Source organism: Paenibacillus sp. J31P13 (genome assembly GCF_056269295.1).
In genome coordinates, this window is sequence record NZ_JBWDNR010000004.1 from 177,694 (window position 1) to 192,993 (window position 15,300).

The 15,300-nt window shown below is 38.8% G+C and carries 25 protein-coding genes; 5 read left to right on the plus strand and 20 right to left on the minus strand.

Going from position 1 to position 15,300, the window contains the following annotated elements:
* Positions 1 to 45: 45 nt before the first annotated feature.
* From AC0YOD_RS15095 to AC0YOD_RS15170, 16 genes are all read right to left on the minus strand, one after another.
* Positions 46 to 327, minus strand: coding sequence for an HNH endonuclease (locus AC0YOD_RS15095; RefSeq protein ID WP_475800541.1), 282 nt, complete (start codon positions 325 to 327; stop codon positions 46 to 48).
* A 271-nt stretch (positions 328 to 598) separates the two neighbouring features.
* Positions 599 to 1,153 carry a site-specific integrase gene (locus tag AC0YOD_RS15100; protein WP_475800147.1) on the minus strand — a complete coding sequence of 185 codons (555 nt, stop codon included), beginning with the start codon at positions 1,151 to 1,153 and terminating at the stop codon, positions 599 to 601.
* Positions 1,154 to 1,245: 92 nt separating this feature from the next.
* On the minus strand, positions 1,246 to 1,428 hold the full coding sequence (locus AC0YOD_RS15105) for a hypothetical protein (protein ID WP_475800148.1): 183 nt from the start codon (positions 1,426 to 1,428) through the stop codon (positions 1,246 to 1,248).
* Positions 1,429 to 2,047: 619 nt separating this feature from the next.
* Positions 2,048 to 2,434: a hypothetical protein gene (locus AC0YOD_RS15110; RefSeq protein ID WP_475800149.1), complete on the minus strand. Its 387-nt coding sequence runs from the start codon at positions 2,432 to 2,434 to the stop codon at positions 2,048 to 2,050.
* Between the two features lie 87 nt (positions 2,435 to 2,521).
* Positions 2,522 to 2,800 carry a hypothetical protein gene (locus tag AC0YOD_RS15115; protein WP_475800150.1) on the minus strand — a complete coding sequence of 93 codons (279 nt, stop codon included), beginning with the start codon at positions 2,798 to 2,800 and terminating at the stop codon, positions 2,522 to 2,524.
* 20 nt (positions 2,801 to 2,820) lie between these two features.
* The gene (locus tag AC0YOD_RS15120; protein WP_475800151.1) at positions 2,821 to 3,294 is read right to left on the minus strand and encodes a hypothetical protein; all 474 of its coding nucleotides are present in this window, start codon (positions 3,292 to 3,294) and stop codon (positions 2,821 to 2,823) included.
* A 59-nt stretch (positions 3,295 to 3,353) separates the two neighbouring features.
* Positions 3,354 to 4,253, minus strand: a complete 900-nt coding sequence (locus tag AC0YOD_RS15125; RefSeq protein ID WP_475800152.1) for a DUF3102 domain-containing protein — start codon at positions 4,251 to 4,253, stop codon at positions 3,354 to 3,356.
* On the minus strand, positions 4,250 to 5,830 hold the full coding sequence (locus AC0YOD_RS15130; RefSeq protein WP_475800153.1) for a PcfJ domain-containing protein: 1,581 nt from the start codon (positions 5,828 to 5,830) through the stop codon (positions 4,250 to 4,252). The genes AC0YOD_RS15125 and AC0YOD_RS15130 overlap by 4 nt, the downstream gene beginning before the upstream one ends.
* 14 nt (positions 5,831 to 5,844) lie before the next feature.
* Positions 5,845 to 6,198, minus strand: coding sequence for a hypothetical protein (locus AC0YOD_RS15135; protein WP_475800154.1), 354 nt, complete (start codon positions 6,196 to 6,198; stop codon positions 5,845 to 5,847).
* A 22-nt stretch (positions 6,199 to 6,220) separates the two neighbouring features.
* On the minus strand, positions 6,221 to 6,523 hold the full coding sequence (locus AC0YOD_RS15140; protein ID WP_475800155.1) for a hypothetical protein: 303 nt from the start codon (positions 6,521 to 6,523) through the stop codon (positions 6,221 to 6,223).
* Positions 6,523 to 7,503 carry a DnaD domain-containing protein gene (locus AC0YOD_RS15145; RefSeq protein WP_475800156.1) on the minus strand — a complete coding sequence of 327 codons (981 nt, stop codon included), beginning with the start codon at positions 7,501 to 7,503 and terminating at the stop codon, positions 6,523 to 6,525. The genes AC0YOD_RS15140 and AC0YOD_RS15145 overlap by 1 nt, the downstream gene beginning before the upstream one ends.
* Positions 7,504 to 7,547: 44 nt before the next feature.
* Entirely contained in the window at positions 7,548 to 7,700 is a 153-nt protein-coding gene (locus AC0YOD_RS15150; RefSeq protein WP_475800157.1) for a DUF6906 family protein, read from the minus strand.
* The gene (locus AC0YOD_RS15155; RefSeq protein WP_475800158.1) at positions 7,697 to 7,897 is read right to left on the minus strand and encodes a hypothetical protein; all 201 of its coding nucleotides are present in this window, start codon (positions 7,895 to 7,897) and stop codon (positions 7,697 to 7,699) included. The genes AC0YOD_RS15150 and AC0YOD_RS15155 overlap by 4 nt, the downstream gene beginning before the upstream one ends.
* 116 nt (positions 7,898 to 8,013) lie before the next feature.
* Positions 8,014 to 8,268, minus strand: coding sequence for a hypothetical protein (locus AC0YOD_RS15160; RefSeq protein WP_475800159.1), 255 nt, complete (start codon positions 8,266 to 8,268; stop codon positions 8,014 to 8,016).
* A gap of 16 nt (positions 8,269 to 8,284) precedes the next feature.
* Positions 8,285 to 8,536 carry a helix-turn-helix domain-containing protein gene (locus tag AC0YOD_RS15165; RefSeq protein WP_475800160.1) on the minus strand — a complete coding sequence of 84 codons (252 nt, stop codon included), beginning with the start codon at positions 8,534 to 8,536 and terminating at the stop codon, positions 8,285 to 8,287.
* Positions 8,537 to 8,937: 401 nt separating this feature from the next.
* Positions 8,938 to 9,165: an XRE family transcriptional regulator gene (locus tag AC0YOD_RS15170; RefSeq protein WP_475800161.1), complete on the minus strand. Its 228-nt coding sequence runs from the start codon at positions 9,163 to 9,165 to the stop codon at positions 8,938 to 8,940.
* 169 nt (positions 9,166 to 9,334) lie between these two features.
* Here AC0YOD_RS15170 and AC0YOD_RS15175 point away from each other — a divergent pair, with 169 nt between their 5' ends.
* The 4 genes from AC0YOD_RS15175 to AC0YOD_RS15190 all read left to right on the plus strand — a co-directional run bounded on the left by AC0YOD_RS15175 (position 9,335) and on the right by AC0YOD_RS15190 (position 12,306).
* On the plus strand, positions 9,335 to 9,739 hold the full coding sequence (locus AC0YOD_RS15175; RefSeq protein ID WP_475800162.1) for a helix-turn-helix domain-containing protein: 405 nt from the start codon (positions 9,335 to 9,337) through the stop codon (positions 9,737 to 9,739).
* 76 nt (positions 9,740 to 9,815) lie between these two features.
* On the plus strand, positions 9,816 to 10,445 hold the full coding sequence (locus AC0YOD_RS15180) for an ImmA/IrrE family metallo-endopeptidase (protein WP_475800163.1): 630 nt from the start codon (positions 9,816 to 9,818) through the stop codon (positions 10,443 to 10,445).
* A complete protein-coding gene (locus tag AC0YOD_RS15185) occupies positions 10,442 to 10,822 on the plus strand; it encodes a hypothetical protein (protein ID WP_475800164.1) in 381 nt (126 codons plus the stop codon). The genes AC0YOD_RS15180 and AC0YOD_RS15185 overlap by 4 nt, the downstream gene beginning before the upstream one ends.
* A gap of 14 nt (positions 10,823 to 10,836) precedes the next feature.
* Complete coding sequence (locus tag AC0YOD_RS15190) at positions 10,837 to 12,306, plus strand: recombinase family protein (RefSeq protein WP_475800165.1); 1,470 nt, start codon at positions 10,837 to 10,839, stop codon at positions 12,304 to 12,306.
* Between the two features lie 39 nt (positions 12,307 to 12,345).
* Here the strand turns inward: AC0YOD_RS15190 and AC0YOD_RS15195 are convergent, their stop codons facing one another.
* The 4 genes from AC0YOD_RS15195 to AC0YOD_RS15210 form a co-directional block, all read right to left on the minus strand.
* Complete coding sequence (locus AC0YOD_RS15195; RefSeq protein WP_475800166.1) at positions 12,346 to 12,768, minus strand: protein-export chaperone SecB; 423 nt, start codon at positions 12,766 to 12,768, stop codon at positions 12,346 to 12,348.
* 1 nt (position 12,769) lies between these two features.
* A complete protein-coding gene (locus AC0YOD_RS15200; protein ID WP_475800167.1) occupies positions 12,770 to 13,114 on the minus strand; it encodes a hypothetical protein in 345 nt (114 codons plus the stop codon).
* Entirely contained in the window at positions 13,111 to 13,680 is a 570-nt protein-coding gene (locus tag AC0YOD_RS15205; RefSeq protein ID WP_475800168.1) for a hypothetical protein, read from the minus strand. Before AC0YOD_RS15205 ends, AC0YOD_RS15200 begins: the two co-directional genes overlap by 4 nt.
* Positions 13,681 to 14,749: 1,069 nt before the next feature.
* Positions 14,750 to 14,980 carry a hypothetical protein gene (locus AC0YOD_RS15210; RefSeq protein WP_475800169.1) on the minus strand — a complete coding sequence of 77 codons (231 nt, stop codon included), beginning with the start codon at positions 14,978 to 14,980 and terminating at the stop codon, positions 14,750 to 14,752.
* 67 nt (positions 14,981 to 15,047) lie between these two features.
* Here AC0YOD_RS15210 and AC0YOD_RS15215 point away from each other — a divergent pair, with 67 nt between their 5' ends.
* Complete coding sequence (locus AC0YOD_RS15215; protein ID WP_475800170.1) at positions 15,048 to 15,191, plus strand: hypothetical protein; 144 nt, start codon at positions 15,048 to 15,050, stop codon at positions 15,189 to 15,191.
* Positions 15,192 to 15,300 lie beyond the last annotated feature (109 nt).

Here is a 15,300-nt window from a genome sequence, read left to right on the forward strand (position 1 = left end):
AGGCTCCCCCCTACGGTCCCTTGAGCTTTTAAATTCTAAAAAAATTTAAGGGGGGGATGTTCTGTCTCTCAACCTTTTTCCTTTTTCGGTTAATTTTCCATTTATTCTGTCATGCATTTCATCGTGACATGAATTGCAAAGAGACACCAGGTTCCAACTCGCTAACGCAAGTTCCGGGTGTCTCTCAAGTGGATTAATATGGTGTACCGTCTTTGCTGGCGCGGACTTTCCGTATCTCTTACATTCTTTGCATCCGTACTCATCTCGCCGTAAGATCTTCTCACGCTTGTGCTTCCAACGAGTTGATTTATAGAACGGTAGCGTCATTTGCGTCACCTCATATCTAATGTATAAATATTCATATGTTTTACCTTACTGGAAATTGTACTAAGAACCCTTATTCCACGTACTCCGAAACACTGTTTTTCTTATATTATTTCCTACAACATTTCCCGAAAACCTGCATAAAATGCATAGCACTCCAGTTCCTCATATCTTAATAGAGAGCATAACTCGTTTCTCTGCTGTTTTCCTTGATCTGATAAGGGTTTGTTACGTTTTCTGAAAACCAGTTACATACTCGTTAAATATGAATAACTCATAAGCCAAAGCGTCTCATTGCATTGTTCATCATAGCCTGATCCATTCCGATATACCTCATCGTTATAGCCTTGTCCGAATGATTTAGCATTGTTTGAACAAGGGTGATGTCCTTTGTTTTCTGATACATATGATAGCCGAAAGTTTTCCTTAAGGTGTGTGTCCCAATATCTATCAAACCAAATTCTCTCGCTGCAGCACGCATGATCTTGTAAGCCATGTCACGTTTTATAGGCTTATTCTTCCCACCCTGCCTGGATTGGAAAAGATATTCATCATCACTCATTTTTGCTGTATACTTTTTAATCTCTCGTTTGAGTGAAGGATTGATTTCTATAATTCTCTTTTTACCTGTTTTCATTTCCACAATAACAAGTAAATCATTCTTCACATCTCGCACTTCAACTACTCGCACCTTTAAAATGTCTTGAATACGAAGTCCGGTATTGATTCCAAAAACAAACATCATATAATTTCGATAGCTTTGATTCATTAAATATTGTTTGATCTGATCGATTGTTTCCTGATCGTAGATCGGTTGAACAAAGTTCATACCACCACCTCACTCATATTCCCAATCGTTTGGGATTTTAGGCAAAATAAAAAGCACCCGAAGGTGCTCAGAAGATCCTCTGATTCATACAGTTAAGACCATGGACCGATCAAGCTGGCTAGTACTATCCCAATTCCTGCACCTAATAAAAAACCATTTTGCCCTTTTCTATATTTCTTTTTAGCTATTAAACCAATAACTAGACCAGGCAGAATCACCCAAAATAATACAGGCTCAAATATGTTTTCCCAAATTCCTGTAAATGGTCCATTCATTCTGTATACACCCCCCTCAACAATTTTTCGACAAATACTTCCATTATCCTGCTGAATATGCTAATATCAGGTCATATCCGAAAGCATCGGTCGAAGAGTCGCGGGAAAGAATCCTTGCGGCTTTTTTTGTATTCAAATAACCAAATACTTAAGTAATCTGTTTATCAGTAATCTCCTTTGGACATCTAACTCTACTGCACACTTGAACCGTATCCTGCCATCTCCCCCATATGCATCCGCGACATTTAAGCGGCTGGACGATCGGCGGCGATTTCTTCTTAGCTCCCATTCAATCACGCTCCTTTTAGAAAATAAAAAAAGCTGCCCACATGGACAGCAAATAATCTTATCCGTTCTTCAACTGATCGGAATGATCCGATAAACTGAACAAGGGACAATCGTCTCCTTGTATAGGGCATTTAACCCCACCTCATCATCACACGCTTGGCGACTAGCGCCTAAGGTTTTAACAACCCACCGCGTGACCGAGTCCTACAATTGATAAAGGTACAGTAGGATCACCCGAGCGTTTCCGCTCTTCTTATGATCTAACTGTACCTTTATGCTGGGTTAACGTGCTGACGCATTACTTCGTGAAAAAGACTTAATACAGACAGTTTTACAAATCGCCCCACAATTTAAGTGTATTTGCTACTGAAGCAATACCCTCATTAATTTTTCTATCAATGGACCTCTCAGTAATTAAAAAGAATTTAACTATAACGGCTTTACGCGGGAATCCTCTAATGAACCTATAATGAATGATCGAGCGAATTTCATCATCTGAAATTAAGTTCACGGCTCTTTCAACGTTATTTAATAAACCTTTATATTTATTTATTTCAATATTTATTTCGTCTTGATTTGCTTCATATGCATCGAGGTCTCTCAACGTCTTAACATAATCTTTCAGGATTATTCTTACCTTCAACAAATCGATATCTGTAGCCTCAGGAAATAACCTCAATTGACCTTCATACCGATTCCAGTCTGCCATTGCCAACATTCCCCTCATCCTCTCTGTTATAATAGAAGATGAGATTTGCTTAAATCCTTCGGAGTCCGTTCCCCAACAGCTACCGAAGGATTTTTTTTATTTTCCTGTAGATTGCTTCGATACCCAATTAAAACCTATCCCTCCTCTAGTCAATGGGCTTTCTATAAGATAAGAGTTGCCCTTCTTCACATAATCTCCTGGTACTACTAACAACAATCCATAAACTGTGTCGATAACTGATTCTTGCGCTATCGGTGACTTTGGACAAACCATAAGCTTAATGCGTTCTATTCTTTTTCCCGACTCAATAACAGGCGTTAGGGCATTATTTATCATTTGCAACGCTTTAGGACTTAGATGAGCCTGAGCCGACATAGACAATCACCTCTAAATATTCATTGAAACGCATCGCATCTCGTTACAATTTCTTTAATCATATGACCATTACCCTTTTGAATTTGTCCGTCCTCTATCCGGCGAACGGTGTATCGCCAGCTTGAAGCGATTAATTCCTTATTGGTAATAGTTCCTTCCACAAGCTTACGACCATCACGGATATAACCGCCTAAAAGTGTGTTTTCTACTAACTTCGGTACTCTGACGATATCCCCAACAGCTGCAGCGTCACGCATGTAACAAATATCTGCGCTCCGTTTGATGACCTCTTTTTTAAGCAAACCCTTCTGCTTGTTTGGCATTTTTGAAGCGTAGTAAGCATAATCCGATAATCGTATTGATCGTAAGGCTGAATCGAACTTCCCTCCATTGTCGGTAAATTCAAATGCAAGGATCTCGATGAGTGCTAATCGATTCTTCCATTTGAATTTATTGGCGTTCGGCACTTCTTCATGTTCTGAATCTTCCTCCAAAATCAGAGTCGGCCGCGCCAGGCTTTCAGTTTGTTGATAAAAGAAAAAGATAAACATGATTAAAGCTGAGCTATCATTTTATTAATCATTGCCGATGCTGCACCTTTGCACTTTGCTTGTTCTTCATCAGGCATGGTTGCCAGAGAAGCAAACAACTCTTGAAAACTCTTACCAAGTGCTTCAAAACGTATCTTAAATTCAGCATTTGTTTGCTTACTTACTTTAGATCTCAATTCCGCAAGCTCTTTCTCTATAGCTTCGGGAACTTTTTCAATTTCAACAGGTGTCGAAACCACTTCTATAGGCTTCTTTTTAAGTTCTTCCTCTAGCTTTTTAATGGCTTTAAGCTTGTCCGCTAGTTCACTTTCAGATTTGGATAGTGCTTCCTGCAATCGAACTGCTTCATCATTATTACCAGCTGCGTTAGCTTCTTCTATCTGCTTTTTGTAGTTTTCTGCAAGTTCAAAATGATTAGCGTTCTGACGTTCCATTTCAGCTAGACTTCTCGAAAGTTTTTCGCGTTCTAAGCGTTCTTGGTCTGCTAAAGCTCTGCTTTCTTTAAGTTTTTTCTCTAGTTCTTTCTTATCCTTAATCATTTTTTGTAATTCGCGCGAAGACACATCCTCGACTTTATTCTCTTCAACAAATTTTTCTCTTTCCTCTGCAGGAATTGAAATTAATAATTGCGCATGAGTTAGCGGCAAATTACCAAGCGCTTTGGAATTTGTATTGCCATATTCCTTATAGACGTTCATGAGATTATTAGCTTTAGATTGGCTATAATCAACATGATCATTAAGCCAATTCGTCCATTCTCCATGCTGCAAAAGCCCTTTAGCTTCCGTTAATCGTCTTCCAACATCGATGCTAGATTGTAAAACGAATTCATATGCCTGAGCTTCAATCGTCTTGATTTCAACAGCAATATCGTGAACCGTTCTAATAGCTAACTGCGTCATACTGCTACCTCCTGCCGAGCGTTCGGCTGTTCGTTTTGGGATTTCATACTAAGTTTTGACCGTTTCTTTTTAAGCCTCGCATTAGTAAACGATTTAACAAACGCTTCAACTTCCTGCGATGCTTGGCAATTTTTAAACCCTCTACATTGGACGATTTTACCCTCTTGGATCTCCATGGTGTAATAAGGTTTTTCAGGTTCATCGGATCTCCGCAGAACTAACAAGTCTTTCTTGCCTTCGGCATAGCTTGATGAGTATGAGCCTACACAGTGACTCAAAGCTTTGCCCTCTTGAAACAACTCTTCACTGGACGTTGCTGCTCTTATAAAGAGACCTTCTTTTTCATAGTGGTATTTCGCAAGTTCTTTCATTCGCTTGGCTATCATTTTATTTAGATTCTGATTCCGCTTAATCTTTATCTTTGCCAACGTTTTCTGATGAGCAGCATGAAGATTATTTGGAAATAAAATATTTTCTTGCTCTAAATCCATGCCCAGTTCTTGGCACTCTTTAATATAATCTCTCCAGTCATACAACACGTTACTAGCGTTTCCATAGTACTTATCCTTACCTTCTCTATCAAGTTGCTTAAGGAAATATCGAATGATAGTTTCGAAAGAAGCGTAAGATGTAAGCTTATTAATGTCACTCAGTCGATACTGTTCTGAAAAATCATTTACTAAATGGGCTTGTAGAAAATTAAGATTAATCCCGCGTTTCTTATAAAAATGATAACTGTAAAGTGATCTTACTCCGCCTCTGAATGGCTGCTTGACCCACTCTTTAGCTTCTGCCTTGCTTAATCGCAATACTTTCTCGATTGTTCTTCCTCGCCAATTAATAACCCCTAAGGTTTGTCCTCCTACAAGCTTAGTCGTTACTATAGCTTGCATCCCTAACTTTGTGAGGTACTCAACACTCGGGTAATTCGCATAAAGCTCGAAAAATTTAAGCATGTCCGGACTCTCATCGCCAAAATAGGATTCCCATGTGCTGTAACGGAAAGGCGTGTTGCTAACCGCATCTTTTATATTGTCACTTGAGACCGAACAGACCTTATATTTCATGTCTGTATAGAAAACAGATAGAATGTTCTTTCTTTTAATCCAATGACCACCAAACGTTAATTTATACATTTCTGCATTGCCCATTTCAAAAAGATACATATAGCTACAGTTGTAATAAGTTTTAACGTTTTTAAAGTCCTTATCGTAATCTCGTCCAACCAGTATGCCTCTAGCAATAATGGCATTCGGGTTGATTATTGATTTTTCATAGTGAATGAAAAATGCTTCATCTTGCATTCGTGACCGACCACGTCCGCTGGCTTTAACTAGGCACATTGACAGGCAATATTTGCAACTTTCAGAGGTCCCTTCTTTCAATTGCCCATTAGTAACAAATTGCTTATTACAATGCGTGCAGTAGGCTGACTGGATGCCTGATATTCGATAAGTGAACAAGTATCTACTTCTCTTTAAAGCTACATTTTCTGCATAATCGACGATTTCACGACTTATTTTCAACGGGAAATGCGCCTTGAATTCTTCGAAACCTGGATCATTATTTTGAGGCATCATGAACACCTCTCTCACAAATAATCGTCAAGGCTAACACTGAAATTGCTGCTTGACGCTGGCTCTTGAGCTAGGACTACGGGTAGCGTGATTTCTGCTTTCCCGCCTATACCGAAATACTTCAATACGCTTGAAAAAGCTTCTTGCGGGGTTAACATCGCCATTCCGTTTGATTGTTTTTTTCTCGCTTCGGACGCCATTGTTGTTAAACTTTTTTGAATCGTTTTGCCTTCTGCGAGAATGTTGCCAGCAGCTTCTGGATGACTGGCCAAATGTGCGAGAAGGAAAAGGCCGATATAATTCACATAATCATTGCTCTTATTTCCGTCGATCTCTGCCTGCAGCTTTGCTTTTGCCTGTACTAACATTGCTTTACCTCCTAGAATTGAATTAGTCCATGCATTCAAACTTTTTAATCACACAGCCCTCGTCGATAATAGAACCACGCTTTACTCGTACTGACTTTTCTCCCCATTGATAACCTATAAGCTTTCTTAGTTGATCACCAGTGAGAGTGTTAATAAGCAACAAAGCAATTTCCTTGGGTTTACGCTTGAAGAATTCAGCAATTTGATGCACCGTATAGCCTTCTTTCCAAAGGCGTAAGAACTCATCAATCTCTTGCTGATCCCAAATATGATTAAGTTCCTCGCAAACAATTACTCTGTTTCTTCTAGCTGCTTCCTGTCTCATTATTTAGGCACTAACTCCTTTCTGAGCATTTTTGAAATAAATTCAGTGTATTCCTGCTCAGTCGGTGGCGGTTTACTGCTGGACTTATGCATGAGATCGCATAGTTCACGCATTTCACCATCTGTCATTTGGGTCTGCTTCGTACCTTCTGGCACAATGTCGATCATTGTCTTTCCTGAGCGACCGGATTGCCCTCGAACAGTTTTGGCTATAACAGGCTTATCAACTGTCCAAGGCTCATCTATACCTGTTGTTTTATAACGCTGTAAAATAGCAGATACATAAGGTATAGTCCTTTTCCCAGCAATCACAGCTGCTTTCATAGCTTCGCAAACCCATCTTTCACCATAGCCATCTATCAAATCACCTAATCTTTCCGCTATGGTTGCACTTATCGTTCCAAATCCTTCTGATTCGAATAGCCGGAACGGATTCGGTACATCAGCAGTAGCAGTAGTATTATTTAATTCTTCTTGTACTGTACTGTTAGGTATGGTTAGGTTAGGTATGGTTAGGTTAGGTACGGTACGGTTAGGTACGGTAGCCCCATGACCATTTATGCCGTCACTTTCTGCACCTTGTGACGGGTGCGTGACAGGCGTGTGACCATTCTTTTCGTCTACACGTTTTGCGCGTGACTTCCTCTTCCGTTCTTTGTTTTGTTCACGCCTGTCCATTAGACGTCCTGCGTAATCGAACCAATCATGGATGACGGTAAGTTCCTCAGTTTGATCGATAAACTCTGCTGTGAATAAAGCGTCTAGAAGCTTATCTGCTTTTTCAGCAGGCCAATCAACTGCATCTGCAATATCTTCCGGATCAAAAGATGTGATGTCTCCATCCTGTGCAAAATCCATAGCCCACCACCAAAACATATGTAAGTGACCGATGGCAGCTGGTAGAGTTACACCAAGCTTACGAGCCAGCTTCTTTGTTTTAGGATGCCTTGCTAACTCCTGATGGCTTTCTATCCACGCCAATGCTGATCCCTCCTCTCTCATCTGCTGGAAGCTCTTGTATGTGTTTAAGCCGGAATGACTTTGGTAGTGCCAGTTAAGCGATGTACAATATGCAACTGACCTGGCTCGGATTTAAATACAAGCCAATTAACTGGAACAAGCTTTACGTATGCAATTGCTTGCTTTTGTCGCCGTGTAGGCCGTTTACCATTTTTCATGACCACTTCACTCCTTTCATTGTGGTTTTCCGAAAACAATCAATGATTTCGGAAACCTCGGATTCAAACATTGGGATTGACCTTCCATCAGAATTGCGTTTTAGGCGAATAAATGCACGATCGGCTCCCCATACTTCAATTACTTCACCTTTGTCGCCATTCAAAGTACGTACAATATCGCCCTTACCGACGTTCATCAGTAAACCCTCCCTAGTGATGCCTACTTACCCTGCATCGTCGGAAGCCCCAAGCAAACGCTTAGGATGCCCGACGATAAAGGCAATCGCCTATATCGTTCTAGTCTTACAATCTCTTAGACTGTTTCTCTTGGTTGTGCTATAATAGACACAACGAGATTCCTTAGCTGGGTTCTCAACGATGTCCGTCCTAGCCGACGGGCATTTTCTTTTTCATAAGCCTCAAATCGAATTAACATTTCCAAATATGCTTCCATGTCCGACACTTTGTTTTGATCCACCTTATCGGGATTGCTCCGTATGAACCTCAAATTATGCTTAGCTGCTTGTCCAACTGCGCGAGCTTCCGCCACCAATCGTTCTCTCGACATAAATAAATCCTCCCTTTTAAGCTGCTCCTGAAATTTGCATCACTGTTTGTAAAATTGAGACTGGATCAACACCATATAAGAAAGCTATCCCTGCCTCAGCTTGGTTTGTAAGTCTTGTCCAATCCCTAAACGTATGTATGTCCCATGTCTTCTGATCTTTTTCAAGCTTGCTTATACATGACTGTGTGCGATTTAAGAGTCTAGCCAGCTTTACTTGGCTAATTCCCGCTTGCTCTCGGCAAATCTTCATAAATGTTCCTGCTGTCATTCATTATTCACCCCCATATATTCCGATATAGAATATATTCCAAATTAGAATTTCAGGGTGGCGTTGCTGCCTTACAATACAGTTATACCGATCAACTGTGCTGATCACTTACCATTGCCAACGTTCCCCCACCTTGCCCGACATCAGTATTCAGGATGTCGGGTACTTTTTAAGTCATTTGTCATTTTTCTACCACCTTGTGGATTTGACCAGTATGTATGAAGGCCATTAACTCCACAGCTCTGTTTACTAAATGAGGGTGTTCTTTCGGATCACATGGCACACGTTGATCTTTGTGGTGCGGATCATACATGTAATGAGCAACGATTTTTAATGGTGGTCTTTCTTTCTTGTTTTGGTTACCCAATTAGAATTTTCCTTTCTATAAGTTATTTTCGAAGCTAATTAATTGCCATATTGGCAAATAAATGAGATGAAAAAAGGCTCTCCAAATCCACTTCAAGTTTCTTTGCAATTAACGGAATTTGATCCGGCTTGAATTTACACCTACCTGTTTCGGCATAAAAGTAGCCCGTCGCAGTCTTATAACCTAAAAATATTGCCATTTCTTCAAGCGAAATCTTTTTTTCTTTTCTGAGCTTCTTGATTTTGCTTAGATCGAGTTTCACTTTTTCACCACCTCCATTTTGCCGAATTGGTAAACCTTATATTTAAATAGTACTTTACCAATTTGGATAAGTCAACAATTTTATTACCGATTTGGAAAATTAATTTTTCCACAATGGAAAAGATGATATATTGTTTATATTACCGTTTCGTTAAAAAGGAAGGTTTAATATGTCATTGGGTAAACGTCTCCGTGAATGTAGAGAAAAACTACATAAAACACAATTGGAAGTTGCTTCTGATTTAGAAATTGGAAATGTTCAACTTTCAAGATACGAAGCTGATTCCAGAAAACCCGATCCCGACCTTTTAAGTAGGTTTGCTGAATATTACAAAACTACTACTGATTTTTTACTTGAAAGAACTAATAATTCCGATCCAAATTTAATTTCACAAGCAGTTAACACTACGGATCAAATCAACAAAAAACAGAGCGTTGATTATGAAACAAATGTAGGACGAGCTTTCTTCGGAGGTGCAGAAAAATATACCGAGGAAGAATTAGATATAGCTAGAGCAGCTGCCGAGGCTGCTATAAAGGCTTACAGAAAGACTCAAGAAAAAAAAGAAAAATAAAAAAATAGCCCATTTTACTTAGGGCTATTATTTTTACCCATAAAACAGAACATACGTTTGCATCGGAGGGGTTTTCTTGCACATATTTAATTTGAATTTATATAAACCATCTGATTTAGAAATTTGGATAAGCGATAAATACAAAACAAACGGTATTCATTCAGCTGGAGACTTAACAATCGAGAACGTGGCTGCAATATTCGAAATTGAAGTACGATTTTATGATGGTCCAACATTTGCACAGTGGGAGGAAGGCGGGTACTCCTTTATGTTTTTTAACAAGTATCTCTCTGAGGAAGAACGTAGAACGATGTTTTTTCATGAGTTGTGCCATCCCCTGCGACACGTCGGGATACAAGACCAAAGTAAGATGCCACAACTCTTTCAAAGGCTTCAGGAAGCCCAAGCAAGTCAATTTCAGTTGTTCGCTGCTATGCCTGTATATATGTTGGCTACTCATACACCTACCAATGACTGGTCAACTTATCTTAGGGTCTTATCAGAAGCGTTTGTTTTGCCAACCAATTTTATTGAAAAAAGAGTTAAACAAATCATGGGTAGGATTGAAAAGGAACGAAGTGATAGAAATTTCAAAGCAAGAACAGCCCCTTCCCCTACTAAGTATGCTTACAAGGATGAAACGAATCGAATCCTTAATCAATTACAAAGACAAGTCTTTGCTAAGAAAGGGGTAAGATCGGTATGAGTCGGATTTCAGTAATTTATGAACATGACGAATTTGACGGTACTTTGCTTCCAGTGTGGATGGCATACCCTGCATCTTTTCTCGATTGGACAGGAACGATCCTTGTTGATATTGAAGCTCCTTTTGAACAATTAAAATATTATGACCTTGATAACGAAAGTATTAACTTGTCTATTCCTCCTCATGTTTATGTATTGAGATCAGATTATCCAGGAAGCTTTGGCATTCATCTCCCCACTTTGGAGAGTTACATTAATTCGAGTATTCCGGACGGTTTAGGATTTGATAAAAATTTAATAAAACAATTCATGTTGCGAATTTCAGACATTGAGGATACATTGCAATGCGAAGTGAAATCTGTCCTGCATTGGATTTGAAGGGATGAATATAAATGAACATAGCTGCTTATATACGTGTAAGTACCGAGGAACAAGCAGAAAAAGGAAACTCTCTTTTAGAGCAGCGCGAAAGACTAATTGCTTATTGTATAGCAATGGGATGGCCAGAACCATTATTTTATGAGGATGATGGGTTCAGTGCAAAAGATTTACGGCGACCAGCATTAACAAAATTGCTGCATGATGTAAAGTCTAGAAAATTTAATCGGCTTATAACTACAAAACTTGATCGGCTCAGTCGTAAACTATTAGATGTACTAACAACAATCGAATTTCTTGATCGTTATGATTGTCCATTCGTGTCATCTACCGAGAGCTTCGATACATCTACATCTGCAGGTCGGTTAACGCTTCAATTGCTTGGATCATTCGCAGAGTTTGAACGCGAGCGAATTAAGGAACGCGTCAAAGACAATATGCTATCCCTAGCTAAGCAAGTTGGCAAGGTCATAACACGCCCCTGCTACGGCTATGACGTCATTGACGGAGTATTAGTACCAAACATTGAAGAATCAATAAACGTTCGTCTAATGGCAAACTGGGCACTCGCTGGCGAGGGTGGAAGGTCAATCGTTAAACGCTTAAACGCTATGGGTGTAAAAACTAAAGAAAATAATGATTGGCATGATCGTACATTGCGAAATTTGCTCCGACGCGAAACGTTGATAGGTAGGTCAGTATATAATAAGACCTATAAAAAAGGAACTAAGGTAATCATGCGACCAGAGAATGAATGGATACGTATATTCGAGAATCATGAACCAATATTGGATGAGGAGATTTTTTTTAAGATTTCCGAACTGTTTGAAGGACGTAAAACCATAGGCAGGTTTATTAACGAAGATAGATATTTGCTCTCTGGACTTGTTGAATGCGCTCATTGCAAATCTAAAATGAACGGTAAGATAAACAAAAGCTTTTCTAAGAGATTAAATCAAGAAAATATTCGATATCAATATTTATGTGATGGTTATTTAAAAAAAGGCATTTGCTATCATCATTATGTACCTAGAGACGAAATTGAGAATAGTGTGATTGCTTCCATAGATACCCTAGCTACATCATCCTCGCCTAGAAATCTTAAAATAGTCGTAGCAAAAAAAGAAAATCATTCCACTCTCGAACGTGAATCGGTTATCTCGCGGCTCAACAAGCTTGATAAGCGTATGCAGAAACAATTGGAGGCATATGAGGATGATTTAATCTCAGGACATGATTTGAAGCTCGCTAGGGCTCGTATCGACGAGGAAAGAGAAAAACTTCAAGAATTGCTTGATGAGCTTGATGCTGGACAAGCTGAGAAAGTGCAGGAGCGTGTGCAGCAGAATGCAATGAGGTTGCTTAGTGATATTTCAGGGGAAGATCGATTGAAAAGCAAGCACGCGATCCGTCAGTTGATACAAAAGATTGTTATTCATGATGGTGAGAAAGTGGAAATTATATGGTTGCCAGTTTCAATATAAAAGGGTTGAAATTCCTCAGGTAAAGAGGACTTTCAACCCTTATTGTTCATATTCGCTTGTTTCTTTCCTACTTTCCAAAAGTGCAGCTATATTGATCGTAGGTAAAATAATCGGATCAATATTTGCTTTTAGGGAGATGTCAGAAACGGCACTTCTAAGGTAAGGGAATAAAATTGTAAGAGTATTTCGTTCACATAATGATCTAATCTCTTCAGGTAATTCCCACTCTTCTTCATGATGTTCCCATTGAATTTCAAAAATCCCCACTAAAGTAACACCTAATTCAAGACCAGAATCATCACTTATATTACACTGAATTTCGATCTTTACTTCATCAAATCCTTTATATTCAATGCTGTGACCAAACTCTAACCCTTTTTCTTCAACATCACTTGATGCTTTTGTATATTTAAAATTAATATTAGTAATATAATAATCAATTAACTGAATAGCTGCTCTCATTCTAAGCCACCTCTGAACTGTTAGAAGGGAAGTCTAAATACTTGTTCTCTAATAACTTAATCATGCGTTTATGAGTAGGTTTTGTGCTTTTCAACATTTGTGTAATAGTTTTATCAATTTCCATTCGGTTTAGAATGTCTTGGTCATTGATCAAAACGATCTGTTCTAGTTCAATTTTTTCCTCTTTACCATGATCTTTAGTGATAAAGAAACCTGGAGTTTGACTATTGACCTCATAATCAATTCCCATCTCTTCAGCAAGTTTGAGAATATCGTTTAAGTTCAAGTCTAACATGTTATTCACCTCATAATCTTTATTTAAACCAAAAGGGTACATTTCAATCAAATACGTCTTAGTTTTTCCCCTTTTTTTACGATTAATGCTTTATCAGTTATTGCCTTTTCATTACGAACACATACCTGTACACCAAGTAAACCCAGATTCATCTTTGTAAGTCCATCATTATCATCATATTTCGATTTGACAGGAAAAGTGCGTTGTATAACAGTATACTTTTCAGGAAGCAAATTCATGATAAAATGTCTTAACTTTTCTGGACTAACGCTATTGAATTTAACATTCCCAACTTCTTTTTTGATTTGGGCAAGAAACTCATTAAAAGCTTCCATGCCTCCTCTGCTATCAAGATTCAGGAAATTTTTCTCATCAATAGTAATTGTTGTTTGTATAACATGGTAAGCACGTGTATCTCTGCAGTATTTAAATCTAGAAACAGCCCAAGTGTATGCTTGTTCCCGATCCTCACGAAAAAAATAAATACCATTTCCTAACCAATGATCATCTCTTCTTTCAGGAGGCTTGCGAAAACCACCATCTATAATTAACTTAGAAAAGATATCGTTAGTACCGTGATGGAGATGTAATTGAAGAACTGATTGAGCATTATCCATTATTTTTCACCTTATTGGGCATTAGAGTCATTTGAGAACATGCACTGTAGAAAGTAGTGTGTTAACTACTTTCTACAGTGCATGAGGAAAATCCTTCTTTTTTTAATAACTCTTTAATAAATAAATTTCATCTCTCACTGTATCGTCCCTAGACCGACGATACCAGCTTTTAATGCCATCTATTAGACACCCCTATTTTCCCGAAAGTAAACAACTCCCGATATTATACCTTAGAAGCACCTACATTGAAAGTATTATGCATGAACAGCAAATTGTTGGACGAAATTCCAATGAAGAAGCTGACTATGTATAGATGCTATTTCCTATGCTTCCTAAGCAGGCAAACACTAACTTTTAGTTCGTTTAGTTTCAATTTTTGAATATAACTATCATTAATAATTATTTTATAATCCGTTAATTTCATAAATCGAAACTAATGATACATTCTATTAATTCACAAATTCAATTTATGGATAATAATTTCAAAACATGAAACTAACTAGCCGTTTTAAACAATTACTTTGAATTTAGAGTCAAAAACTGAAACTAACTAATTCGAACAATGAGTTTCATCTCCCTTTTGCCTGTTTTGGGTGGCTTTTGGGGTGGCTTTTGGGGTGGCTTTTGGGGTGGCTTTTGGGGTGGCTTTTGGGTTCGCTCTTAGGTCGGTTCTTGGGTTGGTTCTTGAGTTGGAATTTCAGTTTCATTCTTGGGGATGCTCTTACGTCCATTCACTCTTGGGTTTACTCTTGGGCTTACTTTTGGGACCGCTCTTGGGTTCGCTCTTGGGTTCGTTCTCTGGTTCGCTCTCGGGTTCGCTCTTAGGTTCGTTCTCTGGTTCGTTCTCGGGTTCGTTCTCGGGTTCGTTCTTCAGTTGGTTCTTCGGTTCGTTCTCTGGTTCACTCTTGGGTTCTTTCTCGAGTTCGTTCGTTCTTGAGTTGGACTTTTGGTCTCATTTTTGGGTCCGATCTTAAGTTCGTTCGTTCATGAGCTGGATCTATTGGTTAAATCTTCGACTTACTTCCTATGTTTACTTACTGGTGTCACTTACTGGTGTTAGTTACTGGAGTTACTCGCTCAGTATGTTTGCATCAGCTTCCTCCCAGTATCCCACCTTACAAAAGCTAATTACCCCATAATTTGAATACTTGCCTTGTTCTTCCACTGAGTCTTCTTCCATGGGGTCTTCTTCAACTCGCTCTTCACCCTTCTCTTCCATGAGTAGAACAATAATTATGATCAATTGGAGAATGGTCAGCACAGCAGTGGAAATACTATTGAAGTACAGCATCGTTTGCAAAAGAGCATCTCATTCAACTAAATACCGCTCATTCGGCGGAACTCAGCTCAGCACAGGAGGCAATCATATGGAAAATCAAACGCATAAGGGTAATTACAAAGGAACAACAAACATGAAAGCTAAAAATCAAGATATGGCTTTCGTCAATGACACGATTGAAGACACGAAATCCACGTCGAACTTCACTTCTAAAAAGAAAAAATCGGACTAGTTCATGTATGTTAAAGATCGTCAGTCGTATTAACTAAAAGTAGAAGAGCTGCGGCTGCGTATAAATGTGCGGAACAGACTTAATCCACCTGCACTATTCAGTTGTAGCA

Bases quoted from the DNA above. Each gene is read 5' to 3' on its own strand.
- AC0YOD_RS15095 (WP_475800541.1), bottom strand. From the start codon at position 327: ATGACGCTACCGTTCTATAAATCAACTCGTTGGAAGCACAAGCGTGAG.
- AC0YOD_RS15100 (WP_475800147.1), bottom strand. From the start codon at position 1,153: ATGAACTTTGTTCAACCGATCTACGATCAGGAAACAATCGATCAGATC.
- AC0YOD_RS15105 (WP_475800148.1), bottom strand. From the start codon at position 1,428: ATGAATGGACCATTTACAGGAATTTGGGAAAACATATTTGAGCCTGTA.
- AC0YOD_RS15110 (WP_475800149.1), bottom strand. From the start codon at position 2,434: ATGTTGGCAATGGCAGACTGGAATCGGTATGAAGGTCAATTGAGGTTA.
- AC0YOD_RS15115 (WP_475800150.1), bottom strand. From the start codon at position 2,800: ATGTCGGCTCAGGCTCATCTAAGTCCTAAAGCGTTGCAAATGATAAAT.
- AC0YOD_RS15125 (WP_475800152.1), bottom strand. From the start codon at position 4,253: ATGACGCAGTTAGCTATTAGAACGGTTCACGATATTGCTGTTGAAATC.
- AC0YOD_RS15130 (WP_475800153.1), bottom strand. From the start codon at position 5,830: ATGCCTCAAAATAATGATCCAGGTTTCGAAGAATTCAAGGCGCATTTC.
- AC0YOD_RS15135 (WP_475800154.1), bottom strand. From the start codon at position 6,198: ATGTTAGTACAGGCAAAAGCAAAGCTGCAGGCAGAGATCGACGGAAAT.
- AC0YOD_RS15140 (WP_475800155.1), bottom strand. From the start codon at position 6,523: ATGAGACAGGAAGCAGCTAGAAGAAACAGAGTAATTGTTTGCGAGGAA.
- AC0YOD_RS15150 (WP_475800157.1), bottom strand. From the start codon at position 7,700: ATGAAAAATGGTAAACGGCCTACACGGCGACAAAAGCAAGCAATTGCA.
- AC0YOD_RS15155 (WP_475800158.1), bottom strand. From the start codon at position 7,897: ATGAACGTCGGTAAGGGCGATATTGTACGTACTTTGAATGGCGACAAA.
- AC0YOD_RS15160 (WP_475800159.1), bottom strand. From the start codon at position 8,268: ATGTCGAGAGAACGATTGGTGGCGGAAGCTCGCGCAGTTGGACAAGCA.
- AC0YOD_RS15165 (WP_475800160.1), bottom strand. From the start codon at position 8,536: ATGACAGCAGGAACATTTATGAAGATTTGCCGAGAGCAAGCGGGAATT.
- AC0YOD_RS15175 (WP_475800162.1), top strand. From the start codon at position 9,335: ATGTCATTGGGTAAACGTCTCCGTGAATGTAGAGAAAAACTACATAAA.
- AC0YOD_RS15185 (WP_475800164.1), top strand. From the start codon at position 10,442: ATGAGTCGGATTTCAGTAATTTATGAACATGACGAATTTGACGGTACT.
- AC0YOD_RS15190 (WP_475800165.1), top strand. From the start codon at position 10,837: ATGAACATAGCTGCTTATATACGTGTAAGTACCGAGGAACAAGCAGAA.
- AC0YOD_RS15195 (WP_475800166.1), bottom strand. From the start codon at position 12,768: ATGAGAGCAGCTATTCAGTTAATTGATTATTATATTACTAATATTAAT.
- AC0YOD_RS15205 (WP_475800168.1), bottom strand. From the start codon at position 13,680: ATGGATAATGCTCAATCAGTTCTTCAATTACATCTCCATCACGGTACT.
- AC0YOD_RS15215 (WP_475800170.1), top strand. From the start codon at position 15,048: ATGGAAAATCAAACGCATAAGGGTAATTACAAAGGAACAACAAACATG.